This window comes from Prescottella soli (assembly GCF_040024445.1).
Classification (GTDB): domain Bacteria; phylum Actinomycetota; class Actinomycetes; order Mycobacteriales; family Mycobacteriaceae; genus Prescottella; species Prescottella soli.
Map to the genome: position 1 here is coordinate 3,471,322 of NZ_CP157276.1, position 24,426 is coordinate 3,495,747.

At 71.7% G+C, this 24,426-nt stretch carries 1 protein-coding gene; it reads left to right on the top strand.

Going from position 1 to position 24,426, the window contains the following annotated elements:
* Positions 1 to 24,378, top strand: coding sequence for a non-ribosomal peptide synthase/polyketide synthase (locus ABI214_RS16250; protein WP_348603554.1), 24,378 nt, complete (start codon positions 1 to 3; stop codon positions 24,376 to 24,378).
* Positions 24,379 to 24,426: the final 48 nt, after the last annotated feature.

The window sequence follows — 24,426 nt, forward strand, 5'->3', positions numbered from 1 at the left end:
GTGGGATCCCGATTCCCGCTGTCGGAGGCGCAGCGCGCCCTGTGGTTCGCGCAGCAGCTCGTGCCCGACGTCCCACTGTTCATCGCGCAGTACGTCGATATCGAGGGCCCGCTCGATATCGACCGTCTGCGGGAAGCGAACGTCCGTGCAGCTTTCGAGTTCCAGTCGCCGGGCGTGCGAGTCGTCACCGTGGACGGCGAGCCGCTGCAGTACGTCGACCCGGTGCGGGACAGGTCGATCAGGCTCATGGATCTGCGCGCCGAGCGCGACCCGATCGGTGCCGCTCAGGAGTGGATGCGGCGCGAGATGGCGACCCCGATCGATCTGTCCGTCGACTGGCTGATCGAGACCGCAGTCCTCCAGGTCGGCGATCGGCATTTCCTGTGGTACAGCCGAAGTCACCACATCGCGCTCGACGGCTACGCCGCCGCCACGATGCTCTACCGGATCGCCGACCTCTACACTGCTGCGATCGAGGGGCGCGAGCCCGATCCGGCGAGTGCGGCCGACCTGCGCGCCCTACTCGAGATCGACGAGCGCTACCGGGGGTCGGGACGCCACGAGGCGGACCGGGAGTATTGGGCGAGAACGCTTTCCGATGTCCGTGGGATCTCACTGAGCGAGTCGACGGCGCCCGCGGTCGCCGAGAGTAGGCTCGCGAGCGCCGCACTGTCGGCCCCGACGGTCCGCGCACTCGAGCGGTCGGAGGGGGCGGAGTCGACCGGGGTGTCGGCCGCCGTGCGGATCGTCGCCGCGTTCGCGTGCTACCTGAGTCGGATGACGGGGCGGCGGGACGTGCTCGTGAACATCCCGGTCTCGGCCCGCACCACTGCGCTGCTTCGGCGGTCCGGTGGAATGACCGTCAACCTCCTGCCGCTGCCGGTGGAGATCGCCGGTGACGACACCGTGGCGTCGCTCTCGAATCGGATCCAGCTCGAACTCGTTGCGGCGCTGCGACATCAGCGCTGCAACCGGGCCGACATCCTGCGTGACCTCGGTAGGGATCCGCCGGCGCCGATCGTGAACGTGATGTTCTTCCACCCGGAGATCGTGATGGGCGACCTCCGCACCGAGTTCCACATCCTCACCTCCGGTCCGGTCGACGACCTGCTGGTCAACGTCTACCAATCCGGAACGCCCGTACGGACGTTCGTCGACTTCCGGGCGAACCCGAACCGGTACGGTGCGGGCGAGCAGCGGACCTACCATCGGCTGTTCGTGGACCTGGTCGAGGAGTTCGTGGCCGCCGATCCGCAGACGCCCCTCGGCGAACTACGCGCGGCTGCATCGCCACCGTTCTCACACCCGGCCACGCGGACGCCCGCGCCCGCCGAGACCGGGGAGGCCGACGACTCCGATGCCGCCGCAGCACTGACTGAGTCGGAGGCGGAGATCGAGCGGGCGATCGCCGACACGTTCGCGGCCGTGCTCGCCACCGGGCGGCCCGTCGGCCCCGAGGACAGCTTCTTCGACCTGGGCGGCGACTCGCTGGTGGCGACGAAGGTGGTCGCCCGCCTGAACGCGACGCTCCGCGCGGCGCTGACCGTCCGCGACCTGTTCGAGAGGCCCACGGTGCGGCGACTGGCGGGATTCGTCGAGTCGGCGCTCGGCGAGGACGGGTCGTGGGCGAGCGGGGTCGCTCCGTCCGCGCCGACTCGCCGCGACCGGCCCGACCGGCTGCCGTTGTCGCCGGCGCAGCAGCGCATGTGGTTCGTCGACCAGCTCGACACGGCGTCCCCGGTGTACAACATCCCCTTCGCGGTGACCCTGACCGGAGACCTCGACACCGACGCGCTCCGCGCGGCTCTCGCCGACGTCGTCGAGCGGCACGAGACGCTGCGGACGGTGTTCCCGTCGGATGCGCTCGGGCCGCACCAGGTTGTCGTCGATGCCCGGGACGCCGTGCCGGATCTTCGGCCCGTCGAGATCGACCGGGGGGACCTGTGGGACGCGGTGCTCGCCGAGGCCGCAGTGGGGTTCGACGTGAGCGCGCAGCTTCCGCTGCGCACCAGACTCTTTCGGACCGCACCCGACGAGCACGTGCTGGCCGTCGTCGCGCATCACATCGCTGCGGACGGGCAGTCGATGGTGCCGCTCGCGCGCGACGTCATGGTGGCGTACGCCGCGCGCCATGAGGGGCAGGCGCCGCGATGGGATCCGCTGCCGCTGCAGTACGCCGACTACACGCTGTGGCAGCGGGACCTGCTCGGCGACCCGGCCGACACCGATTCGGTGTCCGCCCGTGGGCTGCGGTACTGGACAGCGCAACTGGCCGACCTACCTCCGGTCATCTCGCTGCCGCTCGACCGCCCTCGCCCGCCCCTGATGTCGCCCGCCGGTGACACGGTCCCGTTCGTGATCGGCCCCGACGTCCACCGCAGCCTGGTCGATCTCGCCCGGACCCGCGACTGCACGTTGTTCATGGTGCTGCACACCGCATTCGCCGTGCTGCTCGCGCGACTCGGCGCCGGTCGCGACGTCGCGATCGGCACCCCGGTCGTCGGACGTGCCGCGCCCGAACTCGACGACCTGGTGGGGATGTTCGTCAACACCCTCGTCCTGCGCACCGACGTCGATCCCGGGGCGTCGTTCGTCGACGTGCTCGCCCACGTGCGCGAGACGGATCTGCAGGCGCTCGCCAACACCGAGCTGCCGTTCGAACGCCTCGTCGAGGCGTTCGCCACCGAACGCTCGCCCGCGCACGCCCCGCTCGTCCAGGTGCTCCTCGAGCTGCAGAACACCGAAACCACGTCGGTGGAACTTCCCGGCCTGGACGCCGAAGTGACCGAGGTGGATTCGCCCGTCGTCAAGTTCGAGATGCAGTTAAGTGTCCGCGAGCGCGTCGATCCGTCGGGCGAGCCTGCCGGTCTGTCGGCGGCCGTGCACTTCGCCACCGACCTGTTCGACCGCGACAGCGTCGTCCGGTTCGTCGAGCGGTTCTCCCGCATCCTGACAACGGTCGCGGCGAACGGTGATGCCGTCGTCGGCGACATCCGGGTCACCGACGACACGGAGCGCGCCCTGTCTGCGGCGCACGCCGACCGGGTGGGTGTCCCCGCGACGCTGCCGGACCGGCTGGCGCGGGTGTCGGCGCAGCGCCCGGACGCGATCGCGGTGGTCGCCGGGGTGGATCGGATGACGTATCGGACTCTCGCCGAACGGTCGAACCGGCTGTCGCGGTGGATGATCGATCGCGGAATCGGACCTGAGCGCCGCGTGGCGGTCGCAATGACACGGTCCGTGGATCTGCCGGTCGTGCTCGCAGCGGTGGTCGGCGCCGGCGCCGCGTACGTTCCGGTGGACGTGGACTACCCCGACGAGCGGATCTCGTTCGTGCTCGCTGATTCGTCGCCCGCGTGCGTGCTCGCCGACGCGGCAGGCGCGCGGCGGTTGTCGTCGGCGGCGCTCGAGATTCCGGTGGTGGATCTCGACGATCCGGCCGTCGCTGCCGACATCGCGTCGCGGTCACCCGATGCGGTTACCGACGCCGATCGTGCACCGCTGCAGCCCGATTCGATCACCTACGTGATCTACACGTCCGGTTCGACCGGGCGGCCGAAGGGTGTGGCGGTGCCGCATCGGAGCGTCGTGACGTTGCTGGACCGTACGCTGCCGCTGTTCGGGTTCGATGCCTCGGACGTGTGGACGATGTTCCACTCGTACGCCTTCGACTTCGCGGTGTGGGAGCTGTGGGGTGGCCTGCTGCACGGTGGCACCGTCGTGCTCGTCGACCACGACACCGCACGATCTCCCCGGGACTTCCTGCAGCTCTTGCGCCGAGAGCGGGTGACCGTCCTCGACCAGACGCCGAGTGCGTTCCGGCAGCTGGCGGAGGCCGATCGGCAGTTCGCGGACGATGCCGCCGGGGACAAGCTCCCAGCGCTGCGGCATGTCGTCTTCGGTGGTGAGGTACTGGACCCGGCGAATCTGTCCGGGTGGTTCGAGCGGCACCCGGCGTCGTCTCCACGCATGACGAACATGTACGGGATCACCGAGACTTGCGTCCACGTCACCCACGATCCGCTGGACCCCGAGGCGATCACGGGTGCCCCGGTCGGGTCGATCGGCACCCCCGTCCCGGGCCTGGCGGTGCGGGTCCTCGATTTGCGGCTGCACCCCGTGCCGCCCGGAGTGACGGGGGAGCTGTACGTCTCCGGTGCGCAGTTGTCGCGCGGGTACCTCGACCGCCCCGGGCTCACTTCCGCCCGTTTCGTGGCCGACCCCTTCGACCCCGGCGGTCGCATGTACCGCACCGGAGACCTGGGCACATGGACGTCGGACGGTACCCTCCGCTTCGCCGGGCGATCCGACCTCCAGGTGCAGATACGCGGATACCGGGTGGAACTGGGGGAGGTGGAGTCCGCGCTCACCGCGGCGCCGGGGGTGGCATCCGCCGTCGCGATCGCCGCCGAGGGCCCGGTCGGTACCCGGATCCTCGGCTACGTGGTGCCCGAATCCCCATCGGTCGATCCGGATGCCGTAAGAGATGCTGTGGCGCAACTGCTTCCGAGCTACATGGTGCCGTCGGCGGTCGTCGTCCTCGACCGGATGCCGACGACGGTCCACGGCAAACTCGACCGCGCCGCGCTACCGCCACCGGACGCGGAGGAGCGGCCGCGGGGCGCACCGGGAAACCCGATCGAGGAGGCGGTGGCCGCCACGGTCGGGGAGTTGCTGGGCCTCGACCACGTCGGCACCTCCGACGACTTCTTCGCGCTCGGCGGCAACTCGCTGGTCGCGGCGCAGCTGGCGGCGAGGATCGGCGAGGTGCTCGGCGTCGGGCTCGGCGTCCGGGACGTCTTCGACGAGCCCACCGTGGAGGGCCTCGCCCGTCGCGCCACCGCGAGCGGCGAAGCCGCGCGGCCCCCACTGGTCGCACGGCGACGGCCGGAACGCATTCCGCTCTCGCCGTCGCAGCAACGCATCTGGTTCATCAACCAGTTCGACACCACCTCACCCACATACAACATCTCCTTGTCGGTCCGGCTGTCCGGTCGACTCGACGAGGACGCACTGCGCGCCGCACTCGCGGACGTCGTCGACCGGCACGAGTCCCTCCGCACGATCTATCCCCTCGACGATGCGGGTCCGCGACAGGAGGTGCTGCCGGCCGGGCGGGAGGGCGCGGTCCTCGACGTCGTCGATGTCGAGGCCGAGTCCGAACTGCTGCCCCGGATGCGGGCCGTGATGGCCGGGGGATTCGACGTGACGGAACGGGTCCCGCTTCGGGCCTGCCTGTTCCGCCTCGGTGACGGCGAGCACGTCCTCACGGTGGTCCTCCACCACATCCTCGCGGACGGGTTCTCCCTCACCCCGCTGGCGCGCGACTTCGCCGCGGCGTACGTGGCGCGCCTCGGTGGTGCGCCCCCGGTGTGGCGGGCGCTCGACGTCCAGTACGCGGATTACGCGCTGTGGCAGCGCGACTGGCTCGGCGACACCGCGGATCCGGACGCGCCGTCGGCGCGGCAGCTGGCCTATTGGGCCGACACCCTGGCCGGGCTGCCGGAGGTGCTCGACTTGCCGACGGACCAGCCACGCCCGGACGTGCGCTCGCAGCGCGGCGGGCGCGTCGAGTTCGAGGTTCCGGCGGAGTTGCACGAGCGCCTAGTCCGCCTCGCTCGTGAGCGCGGCGCGAGCGTGTTCATGGTTGTGCACGCGGCGCTCGCGGTGCTGCTGGCCCGGCTCAGCGGAAGCGACGACATCGCGATCGGCACCCCGATCGCGGGCCGCGGCTCGGCGACGCTCGACGAGATGGTCGGCATGTTCGTCAACACGCTCGTGCTGCGCTGCGACGTCGGGGGGTGCTCGTTCGCGGGTCTGCTGGACCGGGTCCGCGACACCGATCTCGGTGCCTTCATGCACGCCGACGTTCCCTTCGAGCGGGTCGTGGAGGCCGTGGATCCGCCACGGTCGACGACGCATTCGCCGCTGTTCCAGGTGATGCTCGAGTTCCGCACGATCACCAGCCCCGCTCTCGACCTTCCCGGCCTGCGGGTGCAGCCGTTCGAGCGGACCGACGAGGTGGCCGCCTTCGACCTGCAGCTCAATGTGGGCGAGGAGTTCGACGACGACGGCTCGGCCCAGGGGATGTCCGGCGGGCTGGTCTTCGCGACCGACCTGTTCGACGCGGCGACCGTCAGGCGGTTCGCCCGACGCTTCGTCCGGATCCTGCGGGCGGTGTCCTCGTCACCGGACGCCCTAGTCGCCGACATCGATGTCCTGGATCCGGAGGAGCGGCAGGCCCTGGTGCCCGTCCACGGCGCCGCGGGGACGGCACCACGCGCCCTGGCGGACCTGCTGGTCGCTGCCGCCAACCGCGACCCGTTGCACCCCGCAATCCGCTACGACGGCTCCGACGTCACCTACGGCGAACTCGACCGGACATCGAACGTGCTGGCCCGCAGGATGATCGGCGCGGGCGTCGGACCCGGTGCGGTGGTGGCGCTGGGCATGGGGCGGTGCCCCGAGTTCCTCACCGGACTGTGGGCGGTCGCGAAGACCGGTGCGGCGTTCGTGCCCGTGGATCCGGCGCACCCGCCCGACCGGATCGGGTTGATGCTCGCCGACTCCGGCGCCTCGCTGGGACTCACGGTCGAGGCATCACGCGGCTCGTTCCCCGACGGTCTTCCGTGGTGGGTGCTCGACGAGAACCCGTCCGCCGCCGGACCGGACGACCGCCCGATCCGGGACGGCGAACGGATCGCGCCGCTGAACCTGGACCACATTGCCTATCTCATCTACACGTCGGGTTCCACCGGAATCCCGAAGGGTGTCGCCGTCACACATCGCGGGCTCGCCTCGTTCACGGCCCTGCTCCACGACCGGTGCCGGACCACCCCGGACTCCCGGGTCCTCCAACTCGCGTCACCGAGTTTCGACGCGTCGATCCTCGAACTGGTGCTGGCGTTCGGGGCGGGCGCGACGACGGTGATCGCGCCCGCTCCCGTCTACGGCGGCGAGGAACTACGCGAGCTGCTGACATCCGAGCGGGTGACACACGCGTTCGTGACGCCGACCGCGTTGTCCGCCACCGACCCCGGCGGCCTCGATCACCTCGCGTGCGTGCTGACCGGCGGTGAGGCGTGCCCGTCGGACGTCGTCGAACGGTGGGCGTCCGACCGGACGATGCTCGACGCGTACGGCCCGACCGAGACGACCGTCGTCGGGACCTTGAGTGCGCCGCTGACACCAGGGGCCGCCGTGACGATCGGCGGACCGACTCCCGGATTTCATGCGCTGGTGCTCGATTCGCGACTGCATCCCGTCCCGGTCGGCACCCCGGGAGAGCTCTATCTCGCCGGACCGGCCCTCGCCCGCGGCTACCATCGGCGCCCGCCGCTCACCGCGTCCCGGTTCGTCGCCGACCCGAGCGGGACACCGGGCGAACGCATGTACCGCACCGGTGACCGGGTGCGGTGGACCGCCGCCGGGACACTCGAGTACGTCGGCCGCGTCGATCGGCAGATCAAGCTCCACGGGTACCGGATCGAACTCGGCGAGATCGAGGCGGTGCTGGCACAGCATCCCGACGTCGGCCAGGCCGCGGCCGACATCCGGCGCGTGGGCCGGATCGGGGAACGGTTGGTGGCGTACGTCGTTCCGGCCGCGGGTGCCGACGTCGACACCGGGGACTTGCACGCCGCCGTCGCTGCGCGGCTGCCGTCGTACATGGTCCCCTCGCACATCACGGTGCTCCCGCGGATCCCGGTGACCGTGCACGGCAAGGTCGATCGCGTCAGGCTGCCGGAACCGGACTTCGGCACCGAGACGACGCAGAGCCGGGCGCCGGTCTCCGACGTCGAGCGCACCCTGACCCGGGTGTTCGCGGACGTGCTGGGGCTCGAGACCGTCGGCGTCGACGACTCGTTCTTCGACCTCGGCGGCGACAGCATCATGTCGATCCAACTGGTGGCGCGCGCGAAGACGGCCGGGCTGTCCGTCACCCCTCGGGACGTGTTCGACCGCCGTACCGTCGCGGCGCTGGCGGCGGTCGCGACCTCGGACGAGGAAGCGGCCGACACCCTTCCGGAACTCGACGGCGGCGGGGTGGGGGACGTACCGCTGACGCCGATCCTCGCGTGGCTGGTGCGGCGCGCGGGCGACCGGATCGACCGCTTCGCGCAGTCGGTGCTGCTGAACCTGCCCGCCGGCGTCCGAGAACAGGACCTCGTGGACGCCGTGCAGGCGGTCCTGGACCGGCACGACATGCTCCGTGCGCGGCTCGTCGGCGACGAATCCGGATGGCGGATGGAGGTTCTCCCGATCGGTGCGGTCGACGCCCGCGACGTCCTCACCCGGTCCGCGGTGCGCGGCTTCGGCGAGGACTTCGAGCGGCATGCGGCCGCCGAACTGGATGCGGCGGCCGACCGGTTGGATCCTGCGGCGGGCCGGATGGTTCGGCTCGTGTGGTTCGCCGGCCCGCACGGAACCGGGCGGCTGCTGCTCGTGATCCACCACAGCGTGGTCGACGGCGTGTCCTGGCGAGTGATCGTGCCCGACCTGGCCGCAGCGTGGGCCCAAGCCACGGAGGGGCGGACTCCCGTGCTGGAACCGGTCGGCACGTCGATGCGGCGGTGGGCGCACGCCCTCCGTGACGCCGTCCCCGCCAGGGCCGCCGAACTGCATTGGTGGAGGACCATCGTCGACGGTCCCGAGGCGCCCGTCGGGCGCGGCGCGCTCGATCCGGAGCGGGACGTGCACGCGACGACGGACGTGATCGACGTCGACGTGCCGTCCGCGGACACCGCGGCGCTGCTCACCGGACTGCCCGCCGCCGTCCACGGCAACGCCCAGGACGTCCTGCTCACCGCACTCGCGATGGCCGTGGCCCGGTGGGACGCCGAACGCGACCGCGACGAGCGCCCCGCGCTGTTCGGAATCGAGGGGCACGGGCGTGAGGAGGGGGCCGTCCCCGGCGCCGACCTGAGTCGAACGGTGGGGTGGTTCACCACGATTCATCCGGTACGGCCGGATCTCTCGCGGATCGACCTCGCCGACGCCTACGCCGGGGGGCGTGCCGCGGGAACCGCCGTCAAGCTCGTCAAGGAACACCTGCGGGCCGCCCCCGATCACGGGATCGGGTACGGACTGCTCACCGAACTCGACGGTGACGAGGGTCGGCGACTGCGAGCCGCGCCGCAGATCGTGCTGAACTACCTCGGACGTCTGTCCGTCGTGGACGACCCTGCCGGGGAACCCACTCCGTGGATGCCGGTGTCGGCCGGCGGCCTCGGTGGCACACAGGACCCCGACATGCCGGTGACCGCCGCCGTCGACATCGCTGCGGGCGTGCGCACCGGATCCGGTGGTGCGACCCTGCAGGCGGCGTGGAGGTACGCGACGGGCGTGCTCGACAGCGCCGACGTCCGGCGCCTCGCCGACCTGTGGCGGGACGCGCTGCGCGGACTTGCGGCCTACGCGCGCACCCCGGGTGCCGGCGGTCTCACGCCGTCGGACCTCGACCTGGTCCGCCTCGATCAGCGCGGGATCGACGCGCTCGAGGCGGATCGGCACGGCGTGGTCGACGTGTGGCCGGTGAGCCCGTTGCAGGCGGGGCTGCTGTTCCACGCCCACCTCGCGGCGGACGTTCCGGACGCCTACATGGTCCAGCTCGTGATCGAGTTGCGGGGCGAACCGGTGCGAGAACGCCTGCGGGACGCGGCCCGAACCCTGCTCGACCGGCACCCCAACCTGCGTGCCTGCTTCGTCGACGACGTCGACGGCGAGACCCTCCAGGTGATCGCGTCCGACGTGTCGATGCCGTGGCGCGAGGTCGACCTGTCGGACGGCGCGTCCGACGGCGTCGAGAGCCGGTGGCGGGACCTGCTGGCCGAGGACCGGGACCTGCGCTTCGCGATGGATCGGGCACCGCTGCTGCGGTTCACGCTCGCCCGCGTCGGCCCCGGCGCCTACCGGCTGCTGCTGACGCACCACCACATCCTGCTCGATGGCTGGTCGACACCGCTGCTGCTGCAACGACTCCTGATGCTGTACGCCGCCGAGGGCGACGCGACGATCCTTCCTCCGGCCGGCGACTATCGCGACTACCTGGTGTGGCTGGCGGCGCGCGACCGGGACGCGTCGGTCGCAGCCTGGTGCCGCGCACTCGCCGGCGCCGAGGACCCGACGCTGCTCGCGGCACCGGACGCGGCGGAACGCGGTGGCGAATCCCGTGACGTGGAACTGGTCCTCGACGAGTCCGCCACCGCGGCGCTGACGAGGGCCGCGCGCGCCCACGGCGTCACCCCCAACACCGTTGTCCAGGTGGCGTGGGCGCTGGTGCTCGGGGTCCTCACCGGGCGAACGGATGTCGTGTTCGGTGCGACGGTGTCGGGCCGTCCCCCGGACGTACCCGGAATCGAGTCGGCGATCGGCCTCTTCATCAACACCCTGCCGGTGCGGGTGCGTCTGGATCCACGTGAAACCGTGGGGGAGTTGCTGCGCCGCGTCCAAGGCGAACAAGCGGCCCTGATGGACCACCACGACGTCGGCCTCGCGGACATCCAACAGGCGGCCGGTCCCGGCGCGGTGTTCGACACCCTCACCGTGTTCGAGTCCTACCCGGTGGACCGGTCCGCGCTCGAACGCGACATCGATATCGCCGGGCTTTCCGTGGTCGCGGTCCGGGGGCTGGACGCCACCCACTATCCCTTGACCCTGCTGGCCGGGCTCACCGATCGGCTGCACGTGACGTTGAAGTACCGCACCGGCGCGTTCGATGCCGTCGGGATCGAATCGCTCCGTCAGCGACTGCAATTCGCACTTGCTCAGGTGAGCGCCCCTGAAGATCCGCCGATCGCGCGCATCGATCTGCTGTCGGCGCCCGAACGCGCGGCCGCTGTCGCGCGTGGCGGCGATCCGTCGTCGCCGCGAGTGCTGCCGCAGATCCTGGACTCCGGCGCCGCATCGAATCCGGACGGGTCCGCCGTCGATGCGGCCGACGCGCGGCTGACCTACCGGGACCTCGACGAGCAGTCGAACCGGCTCGCGCGTGTGCTGATCGGCGCGGGAACCGGACCGGGTGACGTCGTGGCGTGCGCGCTGCCGCGCTCCGCGGCCTCGGTGCTCGCGGTGTGGGCGGTCGCGAAGACGGGGGCGGCGTTCGTCCCCGTCGATCCCACCTACCCGCGTGAGCGGATCGAGCACATGCTCACCGACTCCGGGGCGGTCGTCGGTCTGACGTCGGCCGCGGCGCGGAAAGCGTTGCCGGACACCGTTGACTGGCTGTTCCCCGACGATCCGGGCGTCGACGGCAAGGCGCCGTCCGCGGCCGCGGTGACCGATCGGGACCGGACCCGGCCGGTGCACGTGGACGACGTCGCGTACCTGATCTACACGTCGGGCTCGACGGGACGACCCAAGGGCGTCGCCGTCACCCACCGCGGGCTGGCGAGCCTGCTGGACGAGCAGCACCGCCGGTATCCGGTCCCGAGGTCGGCGCGGTGCCTGCATATCTGCTCGCCGAGCTTCGATGTGGCGGTGCTCGAGTTGCTGCAGGCGTGCGCGGCCGGGGCGACCCTCGTCGTCGCGCCGCCGGACGTGTACGGCGGGACCGCGCTGGCCGACCTGTTCACCGCGCAGCGAATCACCCACGCCTGCATCACGCCCGCGGCGCTCGCCACCGTCGAACCGGATCACACGGGGACGCTGGACGTCCTCGTGGTCGCCGGCGACGCCGTCGGGTCGGAACTCGTCGCCGCGTGGGCACCCGGCCGGGTGATGCTCGACGGCTACGGGCCGACGGAGTCGACCGTGCTCACCACGATCAGCGAGCCGCTCGTGCCCGGAGCCGACATCCCGATCGGGACGCCGGTCCGCGGAACCGATCTGGTGGTGCTCGACGCCTTCCTGCGTCCCGTCCCGACCGGCGTGCCCGGGGAACTGTACGTCGCGGGCGCGGGCACCGCCCGCGGCTACCACCGCCGGCCGGGGCTGACCGCGGCGCGCTTCGTCGCGGGTCCCGGCGGGGCGCCCGGCGACCGCATGTACCGCACCGGGGACGTCGTGCGACGACGGGCGGACGGCGCGATGGACTATCTGGGGCGCAGCGACTTCCAGGTGAAGGTGCGCGGATTCCGCATCGAGCTCGGCGAGATCGAGGCCGCGCTGGTGGCCCACCCGGCGGTGGCGCACGCGGTCGCCGCGGCTCGTCGGCGCGGAGGCGGTGGCGACCCGCTGCTGGTCGCCTACGTGGTGCCGGCGACGGACGACGGAGTCGACGGCGCGACGCTGACCGAGTTCGCGGCCCGGCGGCTGCCCGCGCACATGCTGCCCAACGCGATCGTCGTCCTCGACGATCTCCCCCTCACCCCCGTCGGGAAGCTCGACCGCGACGCCCTGCCCGAGCCCGACTTCTCCTCGGCGGCGCCGAGATTCCGTGCCCCCAGCACGCCCGCCGAGAAGCGGGTCGCGGCCGTGTTCGCGGACGTCACCGGCGCCCCGCGGGTGGGAGTGGACGACAACTTCTTCGCACTCGGCGGCAATTCCCTCAGCGCGACAAGGGCGGTCGCGCGCATCAACCGCTCGCTCGGGTCCGGGATCGACGTGCGTGACCTGTTCGAGTGCGGAACGGCCGGACGGCTCGCGGCGCGGGCGGGGCGTGCCCGCGCCGAGTCCACCACGCGCCTGGGAACCGTCGTGCGGCCGGACCGGATACCGCTGTCGTGGGCGCAGGAACGGATGTGGTTCATCGACCAGTTCGAGCCCACGTCGGCCACCTACAACGTGCCGATGGTGCTGCGACTGACGGGCACGCTCGACGCGGACGCACTGCAGGCCGCGGTCGTCGACGTGGTGACGCGGCAGGAATCGCTGCGGACGGTGTTCCCCCCGTCGCCGTCCGGGCCGTTCCAGGTGACCGTGGCGGCGCAGGACGTCGTGGGTGACCTCGCGGCCGAACCCGTGCGGGCCGCGGACCTCGACGCCCGGATCGGGGAGCTGATCGCGGCGGGATTCGACGTGGCACAGGGCGCCCCCATGCGTGTCCGGGTACTGCGGCTCGAACCGGACGTCCACGTCCTGGTGCTGGTGGTGCATCACATCGTCGCGGACGGCTTCTCGATCGGCCCGCTCGCCCGTGACGTGGTGACCGCCTACTCGGCGCGCGTCTCCGGTCGTGCCCCGGACTGGGATCCGCTCCGCGTCCAGTACGCGGACTACGCGCTGTGGCAGCGGGAGGTTCTCGGCGATCCCGACGATCCGTCGTCGCTGGTCGCCCGCGAGGAGTCGCACTGGCTCGAGCGGTTGGCCGGTGCGCCGCCGGTGACGACGCTCCCGTTGGATCGCCCGCGGGGTGCGCGGCGATCGACCCGCGGCGCACGCGTGCCGCTGCGGGTGGGTGAGGACGTGCGCCGCGCGCTGTCCGGGGTTGCCGCGCAGCATGATTCGACGATCTTCATGGTGGTGCACGCGGCGCTGGCTGTCCTGCTGTCCAGGATCGGACAGGACCGCGACATCGTGGTGGGTACGCCCGTGGCCGGGCGCGGTGAGGCCGAACTCGACGACGTCGTCGGCATGTTCGTCAACACGCTGCCGCTGCGTACCGAGATCGATCCGGCGGCCCCGTTCGCGAGTGTCCTCGAGCGGGTCCGCGGCGTCGACGTCGACGCGTTCGCGCACGCGGACCTGCCGTTCGAGCGACTGATCGTCCGCTCCGGCGCCGCACGCAACACGTCCTACGCCCCGCTGTTCCAGGTGCTGCTCGAGTTCCGGAACGTCGACCGGCCCCGTGTGGAGCTACCGGGACTCACGGTCGAATCCGTCGACGTCGACACCGGGGAGGCGAAGTTCGACCTGCAGATCGGGATCGGCGAGCACGTCGACGAGGCCGGCGCCCCGGACGGGCTGTCCGGCGAAATCGTCTTCGCGACGGACGTGTTCGACGACACCACCGTCACCGGTCTGGCCGCGATGCTGCCCCGGCTGCTCGCGACCGTCGCGTCCGATCCGTCGGTTCCGGTCGGCGACATCGAGCTGACCGAGGGATGGGTGCCGGCCGCGGAGCCCACCGCCGCCCGAGGCACCCTGGCCGAGATGTTCGCATCGGCGGCGGCCTCGACACCGGAGAGCGAGGCCGTCGTCGGCGGCGACGCGCGGCTCACCTACCGCGACCTCGACATGCGGTCGAACCGGTTGGCGCGCTGGCTGATCGAGCGAGGCATCGGTCCCGAATCGGTGGTGGCCGTCGCGATGGAGCGGTCCGTGGACCTGGTGACAGCCCTGGTCGCGGTCGTCCGGGCGGGCGCGGCGTACCTGCCCGTGGACCCCGGTTATCCCGTCGAACGCATCGGATTCGTCCTCACGGACGCGCGGGCGGTGTGCGTCCTGACCGACGACGTCTCGGCGGGGCGGGTGGCCGATGCCGCCGGGGACGTGCCGGTCGTCCGACTCGACGCACCGGACACCCGGGATCGGATCGGCAGCCGCCCGGCGGGCCCCGTCGACGACCGCGAGCGCACCAGTCCGCTGCGCGCCGACTCACCGGCGTACGTCATCTACACCTCCGGCTCGACCGGGCGGCCCAAGGGTGTCGTCGTCACACACCGCAACGTCGTCACGCTGCTCTCCGGCGCCCGCGACGTCCTCGGCTTCGACCGCAGCGACGTGTGGACGATGTTCCACTCCTACGCCTTCGACTTCGCGGTCTGGGAACTGTGGGGCGCCATCGCATTCGGCGGACGCGTCGTCGTCGTCGACCGCGACACCGCGCGGTCGCCGGACGACATGCTGGAGTTGCTGTGCGCCGAGTCGGTGACCCTGCTCAGCCAGACCCCGTCGGCGTTCTACCAACTGGCCCGCGCCGACGCCGGCACCGAACGCGATCTCGCGCTGCGCCGCGTGGTGTTCGGCGGCGAGGCACTCGACGCGACGCGGCTGGGCGACTGGGTGGGTCGCCGCGGCGACGACCGACCCGAGCTGATCAACATGTTCGGGATCACCGAGACGTGCGTCCACGTGACCTGGCACCGGGTCGCCGCGGGGGAGGTCCGCGCCGCGGGCTCCGCCGGTTCGGTGATCGGTGCCGGCCTTCCCGGGATCGGACTGCGGGTCCTCGACGACCGACTGCACCCGGTGCCGGTGGGCATCGTCGGCGAGCTGTACGTGGCGGGTCCGCAGGTGGCGCGAGGCTACCGGCACCGTCCGGACCTGACCGCATCGCGGTTCGTGGCCGACCCGTTCGCGACCGCGCAGCGGATGTACCGCTCGGGCGACCGGGTCCGACGGACCGCGGACGGCGACCTCGAATACCTGGGGCGCAGCGACTTTCAGGTGCAGGTGCGGGGCTTCCGGGTGGAGCCGGGGGAGGTGGAGTCCGTACTGGTCTCGGTGCCGGGCATCGTGTCAGCGGTGATCCTGGCCCGGGACGAGTCCGCGGGCTCGTCCCGGCTGCTCGGGTACGTCGTCCCGGAGACGGGGGCGACGGTCACGGCCGAAACGGTGGTCGAGGCTGTCGCGCAGCGGTTGCCGCCGTACATGGTGCCGTCCGTGGTGACGGTGCTCGCGGAGTTCCCGCTGACGCCGAACGGCAAGATCGACCGCGGCGCGCTGCCGGACCCACGGGTCCGCGGTGGGCAGGGCCGCCCGCCCGCCACGGAAGTGGAGCGCATCCTCGCCGGGCTGTTCGCCGACGTGCTCGGCGCCCCGACCGTGGGGGTCGACGACTCGTTCTTCGGGCTCGGCGGCGATTCGATCATGTCCATCCAGCTGGTGTCACGCGCGAGGACCGCCGGGGTGGCGATCACGCCGCGGGACGTGTTCGAGTGCCGCACCGTCGCTCGACTCGCCGACGTGGCCGAACGGGTCGACGGGCACGGCGTCGAACCGCTGCCGGAACTGCCCGGCGGCGGCGTCGGTGACGTCGTGGCGACCCCTATCGTCTGCTGGCTCGCGGAGCGCTCCGGCGACTTCGGCCGGTACTCGCAGTCCGTGCTGCTGGACGTCCCGCCCGACCTCGGCCCCGATGCGCTGGCCGCGGGTGTCGGTGCGGTGCTCGACCGGCACGACATGTTGCGGGCGCTGTTGCGGCGCGACACGCGCTCCCGCACCGGATGGCGGGTGACGGTGCGGCCGCCCGGTGCGGTGGACGCCGAGTCCGTCACGCGGTCGGTCCCGGTCGAGGCGGTGCACGGCACGGACTTCACCGGGCCGGCGCGGCGTGAGCTGGACGCGGCTGCCGACCGATTGGATCCGTTCTCCGGCAGCATGATCCAGTTCGTACGGTTCACCGCACCCGACGGCGTGCGGCTGCTCGCGGTCGCACACCACCTGGCGATCGACGGGGTGTCGTGGCGGATCCTCCTCGCGGACCTGGCGGTCGCGTGCACCCGGGCCGGCGCCGGAGAGGATCCGGCGCTCGCACCCGTCGGCACGTCGATGCGGACGTGGGCGGACGGACTTGCGGCCGCCGCACGGAACCGGGGCGGCGAATTCGAGCTGTGGCGGTCCATGACCGAACCGGTGGGGCCGTGTCTCGGTGCACGAGAACTGGATCCGACCGTCGACGTCGGCACCACCACCGACCGGATCGAGGTCGACCTGTCGGCGGAGACCACCCGGGGGCTCATGACGACCGTGCCACGTGTCTTTCACGGCTCCGTCGATGACGGCCTGCTGAGCGCGCTCGCTCTCGCGGTGGTGCGGTGGCGCCGGGAACGCGGGATCCACGTCGACGCGATGTCGGTCGCGCTCGAGGGGCACGGACGCGAGGACCAGGTGCTGCCGGGAGCCGACCTGTCCCGGACCGTCGGATGGTTCACGTCGCTGTATCCCGTGCGGTTCGACCTGTCCGGCATCGACGTCGATGGTGCGATGTCCGCCGACACGCCCGCGGGCGCCGTGGTGAAGGCCGTCAAGGAGACGATGCGCTCGATCCCCGACCACGGCATCGGGTTCGGCCTGCTCCGTTACCTGAACGACGACACCCGGCCCGAGCTCTCCGCGCGGGGGATGCCGGAGATCAGCTTCAACTACCTCGGCCGGTTCGATGCCGGTACCGGCGGAACGTGGCTTCCCGTGGACGATTCCGAGCTGCGCGGAGTGCTCGCACCGGACCTGTCGGCGACCGCGGTGATCGAGGTCAACGCTGCCACGGTCCCCGGGCCGGACGGCCCGCGGATCACCGCGACGTGGGACTGCCCGCGCGGGATCCTCAGCCCAGGTGAGGTCGATCAGCTGGCGCACTGGTGGATTCGCGCCGCCGAGGCAATCGTCGAACACGCGCGCACCCCGGGTGCGGGCGGGCTGACGCCGTCGGATCTGGATCTTGTCGCGATGGAACAGGCGGCGATCGAGCGCCTGGAACACCGGTACCCCGAATTGTCGGACGTGTGGCCGCTGTCGCCGATGCAGCGCGGCATGCTGTTCCACGCGGAACTGTCGGCGGCCGAGGAGGGCGCCGCCGACGCCTACCTGGTGCAGTTGATCCTCACGCTCGACGGCGCCGCGGACGTGCCTCGATTGCGCCGCGCGGCAGCCACACTGCTCGACCGTCACCCGAACCTGCGGTCGGTATTCGTCCGCGAACCCGGGGGTGACGTCGTGCAGGTGGTGCCAGGTGTGGCCGACGTGCCGTGCACCGAGATCGACCTCGCCGGGCTCGGCGAGGCCGATTCGACCGAGCGGTTCACCGAAGTGCTCGACGCCGATCGCGCGACACCCTTCGACGTCCGGCGCGCTCCGCTGGTGCGAATCATGCTGGTGCACATGCCCGGCGGCATCGAACGCCTCGTGATCACCAATCATCACGTGTTGTTCGACGGGTGGTCGACGCCGCTGCTGCTCGCGGAACTGTTCACGCTGTATGCCGCCGACGGCGACCCGTCCGCGCTGCCGCCCCCGGCCCCGTATCGCCGCTACCTGCAGTGGCTCACCGCGCGAGACCAGGCGACCGCGTTGCAGGCCTGGACGGACGCGCTGGCCGGCGTCGAGGACCCCACGCTCCTCACGACCGAGTCGGCGACGACGGACCGGTACACCGAGTCCCGCGATCTGACCTACCGACTCGACGCCACGACGACCGACCGGTTGCGCGACGTCGCCCGGGACCGGGGAGTCACGTTGAGCACCGTCGTGCAGGCCGCCTGGGGAATCGTGCTCGGCTTGTTGACGGGTCGCGACGACGTCGTGTTCGGGACGACCGTGTCCGGGCGCCCGCCGGACCTGCCGGGCGTCGAGACGGCCGTCGGCCTGTTCATCAACACCGTGCCGGTACGGATTCGCCTGAACCCGTACGAGAGCCTCGGCGAACTGCTCGACCGCACCCAGGCCGAGCAGTCGGCACTGCTCGACCACCACCACGTGGGCCTCGTAGACATCCAGCGGGCCGCCGGCCCGGGCGCGGCGTTCGACACGCTGACCGTGTTCGAGTCGTACCCGGTCCGCGGCGACGGCGGCGCCGGCAGGGAGGTGGGCGGACTCCGGATCGTCGGCGTCGAGGCCCGCGACTCCGCGCACTACCCGCTCAGTGTCGTCGCGTCCGCGCCCGACCGGCTGCGGGTGACGGTGAAGTTCCGCCCGGACCTGCTCGAGGAGGGGCGCGCGGCGGGCATCGCCGAACGCCTCCTGCGGGCCCTTCGGGCCCTCGCGGGCGAACCCGGGCGCCGTCTCGCCGCCCTGGACCTTCTCACCGACGTCGAGTGGCACGAATTCGTCCCGGTGGGTGCGGGTCCCGGGTCGTCGCCGCGCACACTCGCCGCGATCCTCGACACCGCCGCCGCATGGGACCCCGAGGCCCTCGCGCTCGTCGGCGACGGCCGTGAGGTGACCTACGGGGACCTCGACGCCAGGGCCAACCGGCTGGCCCGGCACCTAGCGGATCGGGGAATCGGCCCCGAATCGCTCGTGGTACTGGGGATTCCGCGATCGATCGAGTCCGTCCTCGCCGTGTGGGCGGTGGCCCGGACCGGGGCTGCGTTCGTTCCGGTCGACCCGGACTACCCACCCGAGCGGGTCGCGAACATGCTGGCGGATTGCGGCGCCGAGATCGGCGTGACCACAAGCGAGTTCCGATCCCAATTCCCGGACTCGGTGCACTGGCTCGAGCTCGACGACCCGGACGTCGTGCGCGCGTGCGCGAGGCGGCCGTCCGGTCCGGTCACCGACAGCGACCGTACGGCGCCGCTCCGCATCGATCACCCCGCATACCTGATCTACACGTCAGGTTCCACGGGACGCCCCAAGGCGGTCACCATCACCCAACGTGGTCTCGCCAACTACGCGGACGCCCAGCGGGCACACAGCGGTGTCACGGCGGACGCACGCACCCTGCACTTCTCGTCCCCCAGCTTCGACGTCTCGCTCCTCGAGTACCTGCTGTGCTTCGCGGCCGGGGCGACGATGGTGATCGTTCCGCGCACCGTCTACGGCGGCACCGAACTGACCGCGGTGCTGCGGAAGCAGCGGGTCACCCACGCGTTCATCACCCCGGCCGCCATCGCGTCGGTCGATCCGTCGGGGCTCGACGACCTCTCGTGCGTCCTCGTCGGCGGCGAGTCGTGGCAACGCGAGCTCGTGACCGACTGGCTGCCGCAGTGCCGCGTCCTGAACGTGTACGGGCCCACCGAGACGACCATCGTCGTCAATATCGAGGAGTACAGCGGGCAGCCGCGTCTGACGATGGGCGCGCCGATCCCGGGTGTCGCCGAGTTGGTGTTGGACGGGCGCCTGCAGCCGGTGCCGACCGGGGTCGAGGGCGACGTGTACATCGCGGGTCCGGGACTCGCCCGCGGCTACCACCGGCGTCCGGCGTTGACCGCTGGGCGCTTCGTCGCGAACCCGTTCGGCGCGCCCGGCGAACGCATGTACCGCACCGGTGACGTCGGTGCCTGGACCCCGGACGGCAAGCTCGAGTACCGGGGCCGCAGCGACTTCCAGGTCAAGGTCCGCGGCTTCCGCATCGAACTCGGAGAGATCGACGCGGTGCTCAGCGCGCACCCCGACGTGCGTTTCGCCGTGACGCTGGGTCGTCGGGGTCCCAGTGGCGACACGGTGCTCGTCAGCTACGTCGCCGCGACCCCGGGCCGGGACATCACCGTCGACGGCCTGCGCGCGCGGCTCGCGGAACTCCTCCCCGAGTACATGGTTCCCGCGGCCGTCGAGGTCCTCGAGACCATACCGCTGACACCGGTTGGCAAGCTCGATCGTCGGGCGCTTCCCGAGCCTGAATTCGGCACTGCGGCACCGGTGTTCCGGGCGCCGACGAACCCGGTGGAAGAAGCCGTGACGGAGGTCTTCGCCGAGGTCCTCGGCGCCGACCGGGTCGGCACCGACGACAGCTTCTTCGACCTGGGCGGCAACTCGCTGTCCGCGACACGCGCCGTCGCCCGTCTGGGCGAGTCCCTCGGCATCGATCTCGGTGTGCGGGCGCTGTTCGAGGCGCCCACGGCCGCCGCACTGGCCGAACGGATCGAGCACGAGGGCACCGGCCCGTCCGGACGGCCCGTCCTCGAGCCGACCGAACGCCCGCCACGGGTGCCGCTGTCCGCGGCACAGCAACGGATGTGGTTCATCAACCAGTTCGACCCGTCGTCGCCCGCCTACAACGTGCCGATCGCGGTCCGGCTGCGGGGAACCTTGGACACCGCGGCCCTGAGTGCCGCGGTGTACGACATAGTGTCCCGGCACGAGGCGTTGCGCACCGTCTTCCCGATCGACGGCGGTGGCCCGGTACAGGACGTGCGCGAGGCGGCCGACACGGGGATCGTCCTGGACCCGGTAGCCGTTGCGGCCGAATCCGATGTGTACGAGCGGGTGCGTAAGGTGACGACGGCGGGATTCGATGTGACCGAACGCGTCCCGGTGCGGGTCGCGCTGTTCGCCCTCGGGCCGGACGATCATGTCCTGGTGCTCGTGGCCCACCACATCCTGATCGACGGATACTCGACAGGACCGCTCGCGACGGACCTCGTGCGCGCCTACGCGGCACGGTCGGCGGGGCACCGGCCGGACTGGGCGCCGCTTCCGGTGCAGTACGCCGACTACACACTGTGGCAACGGAATCTGCTCGGCGACGCCGACGACCCGCGATCGCTCCTCGCGCGCCAACTCGTGTACTGGACCCGGACCCTGTCCGGTGCCCCGGACCTGTTGGGGCTGCCCGCCGACCGGCCGCGTCCGATCCAGCAGTCGTTCCGCGGCGGGCGGGTCGACTTCGCGATCGACGCGGATCTGCACCGCCGGTTGCAGACGTTCGCCCGGACCCGGGGCACGAGCCTGTTCATGACCGTCCACGCGGGTCTCGCGGTCCTCCTCAGCCGACTCGGTGACACCGACGACATCGTGATCGGCACGCCGATCGCCGGGCGTGGGGAGCGGGTGCTCGACGATCTCGTCGGGATGTTCGTGGGAACGTTGGCGCTGCGCACGAGGATCGATGCACGGCTGTCGTTCTCGCAGCTTTCGGACCTCGTGCGTGACGTCGACCTGGGCGCGTTCGCGCACGCCGACGTGCCGTTCGAGCGGGTGGTCGAAGAACTCGACCCGGCGCGTTCGACGGCGTACTCGCCGCTGTTCCAGGTGGCGCTCGAGTTCCACGACGGCGCCGGCGCTCGACTCGAGCTGCCCGGGTTGACCTTCGAGGGACTGGCGCCGGGTGTCGAGGTGGTCAAGGAGGATCTCGAGTTCGTGTTGGCCGAGCAGTTCGACGAGTCCGGCGCACCCGCCGGCTTGGCGGGCGGCGTCGCCTTCGCGACCGACCTGTTCGATCCGGGTACCGTGCGCGGCTTCGCGGAACGCTTCGTCCGAATCCTCGAGTCGGCACTCGCCGATCCCGAGCGCGCCGTCGGCGATCTCGACATCCTCGCCGCCGGCGAGTTGGCCGGGCTCGCCCCCGCGCGGGGAGGGCCGGACGCGGATCCGGTCGTGCTGGCCGACCTGCTCGCGGACGCGGCCCGCGACCCCGGCGCCGTGGCGGTCGCGCACGACGGCGCCGCGATGACGTACGGGGAACTCGACGAGCGCTCGAACAGGTTGGCGCGCTATCTGATCGGCGCGGGAGCGGGACCCGAGTCGTTCGTGGCACTCGGCCTGTCCCGCTCGCCGGACTCGGTGCTGGCGGTGTGGTCGGTCGCGAAGACCGGCGCGGCGTTCGTGCCCGTCGACCCCGACTACCCGGCCCCGCGGATCTCGCGGATGCTGAGTGACTCGGGGGCGGCGCTCGGCGTGACGGTGCGTTCGCGCCGCGACCGGCTGCCCGACGCGGTCGACTGGTCGGTGCTCGACGACCCTGCGACGGCCGCCGCGGTCGCCGCGACGTCGTCGGCCCCGATATCCGCGTCGGATCGTCTCCGTCCCGTGCACGCGGACCAGCCCGTCTACCTGATCTATACGTCCGGCTCGACCGGCATCCCGAAGGGCGTCGTCCTCACCCACCGCGGCCTCGCCGACCTCGCCGTCGAGGAACGCGACCACCTGGCGGTGACCCCCGACGCCCGCACCCTGCACTTCGCGTCGCCGAGCTTCGACGCCTCGGTGTTCGAGACGGTGATGGCGCTCAGTGCGGGCGCCACGATGGTCGTCGTCCCGACCGGCATCTACGGCGGCACAGAGCTCGGCTCGCTGCTCGAAACCGAGAGAGTGACACACGGATTCGTGACCCCTACCGCGCTCGCCTCGGTCGACCCGGTGGGTCAGGACTCGCTGCGCACGCTGGTCGTCGCCGGTGAGCCGTGTCCGCCGGAACTGGTGGCGCGCTGGGCGCCCGGCCGCACGATGCTCAATGCCTACGGCCCCACCGAGACGACGATCATGGCGAACATCAGCGCCCCGATGCACCCCGGCGAGCCGGTGACGTTCGGCGGCCCGATCCGCGGTACCACCGAACTCGTGCTGGACACGCGCCTGCATCCGGTGCCGCGAGGTGTGGTCGGGGAGCTGTACATCTCCGGGCCGGCGCTGGCGCGCGGGTACCACGCCCGCCCGGGACTCACCGCGTCCCGGTTCGTCGCGAACCCGTGGGGTCGTCACGGTGAACGGCTCTACCGCACAGGCGATCTGGTGCGCTGGCGGTTCGACGGCACGCTCGAGTACATCGGCCGCAGCGACTTCCAGGTCAAGGTGCGCGGATTCCGGATCGAACCGGGGGAGATCGACGCGGTGCTCACCGCCCAGCCGGGCGTCGGGTTCTCCGTGACCCTCGCCCGTCCGGGCCCGGCCGGCAACACGCTGCTGTGCTCGTACGTGCGCCCGGTCGAGAACACGGACGTCGATCCCGACGACCTCCGCCGCGTCGCCGCCCAGCACCTGCCCGCGTACATGGTGCCGGCCGCGGTCACTGTCCTGGACCGCATCCCGCTGACGCCGACCGGCAAGCTCGACCGCGACGCGCTGCCGGACCCGGGGTTCCTGGCCGCGTCCGCGGTGTTCCGGGAACCCGACGGCCCGGTCGAGTCGGCCGTGGTCCGGGCGTTCGCCGACGTCCTGGGCGTCGACCGGGTGGGCATGGACGACAGCTTCTTCGACCTCGGCGGCACCTCGTTGCTCGCGACGAAGGTGGTGACGGACCTGCGTGTCCGGCTCGGTTCGACCGTTCCGTTGCAGGCACTGTTCCTCGATCCGACACCGGCCGGGCTGGCCGCACGGATCACCGCGGTGGCGCCCGGCGGGATCGACGAGGCCCTGGCGGCCCGCATCACGCTGCGCGCGGGTGGCTCGGGACGGCCGCTGTTCTGCGTCCACCCCGGGATCGGTCTGTCGTGGGGCTACGGCGCTCTGCTGCGCCACCTGCCGACGGATCGCCCGGTGTTCGGGCTGCAGCTGCCGGCCATCGCGGGCGGACCCCGGTACGCGTCGATCGACGACCTCGCCGCCAGGTACGTCGACGAGATGGTGGCGGTCGCCCCGGACGGCCCGTACGACCTGCTCGGCTGGTCGCTCGGCGGTGTCCTCGCGCACGCGATGGGCGTCGAACTGCAGCGCCGCGGGCTCGCCGTCGCGACGCTCGCGGTCATGGACGCCTTCCCCGACGACGGCTCGGATCCCCTGCTGAGCCGCCTGGACCTGGTAGACCTGCTGCAGGGGCTCGGGCTCGACGTCGCGGCGACGCAGGACCTCACCTACGCGACCGCGGCTCGGATGTTCAACGACCACTTCGGGATACCGGACGGCATCACCGCCGAGCACCTCGAACGCATCAGCGACGGCTACCTGAACTCCCGGCTGCTGGTACACCGGTTCGTCCCGGACGTGTTCGAGGGCGACCTGCTCGCGTTCCCCGCGGTCGGCGACCGGGACGGGGCGCGCCGGTCTCCGCAGGAATGGCGCCGGATCGTGACCGGCGGCATCGACGAGTGTCCCGTCGACTGCGGCCACAACGACATGATCGAGCCCGAGTCGCTGGCCGTGATCGGCCCGGTGCTCGCCGCGTACCTCGAACGGGGCGGGTGACCTGCGGGGGCATGGTCGCCGATGCCGAGGAAACGAACGCAACCAGCA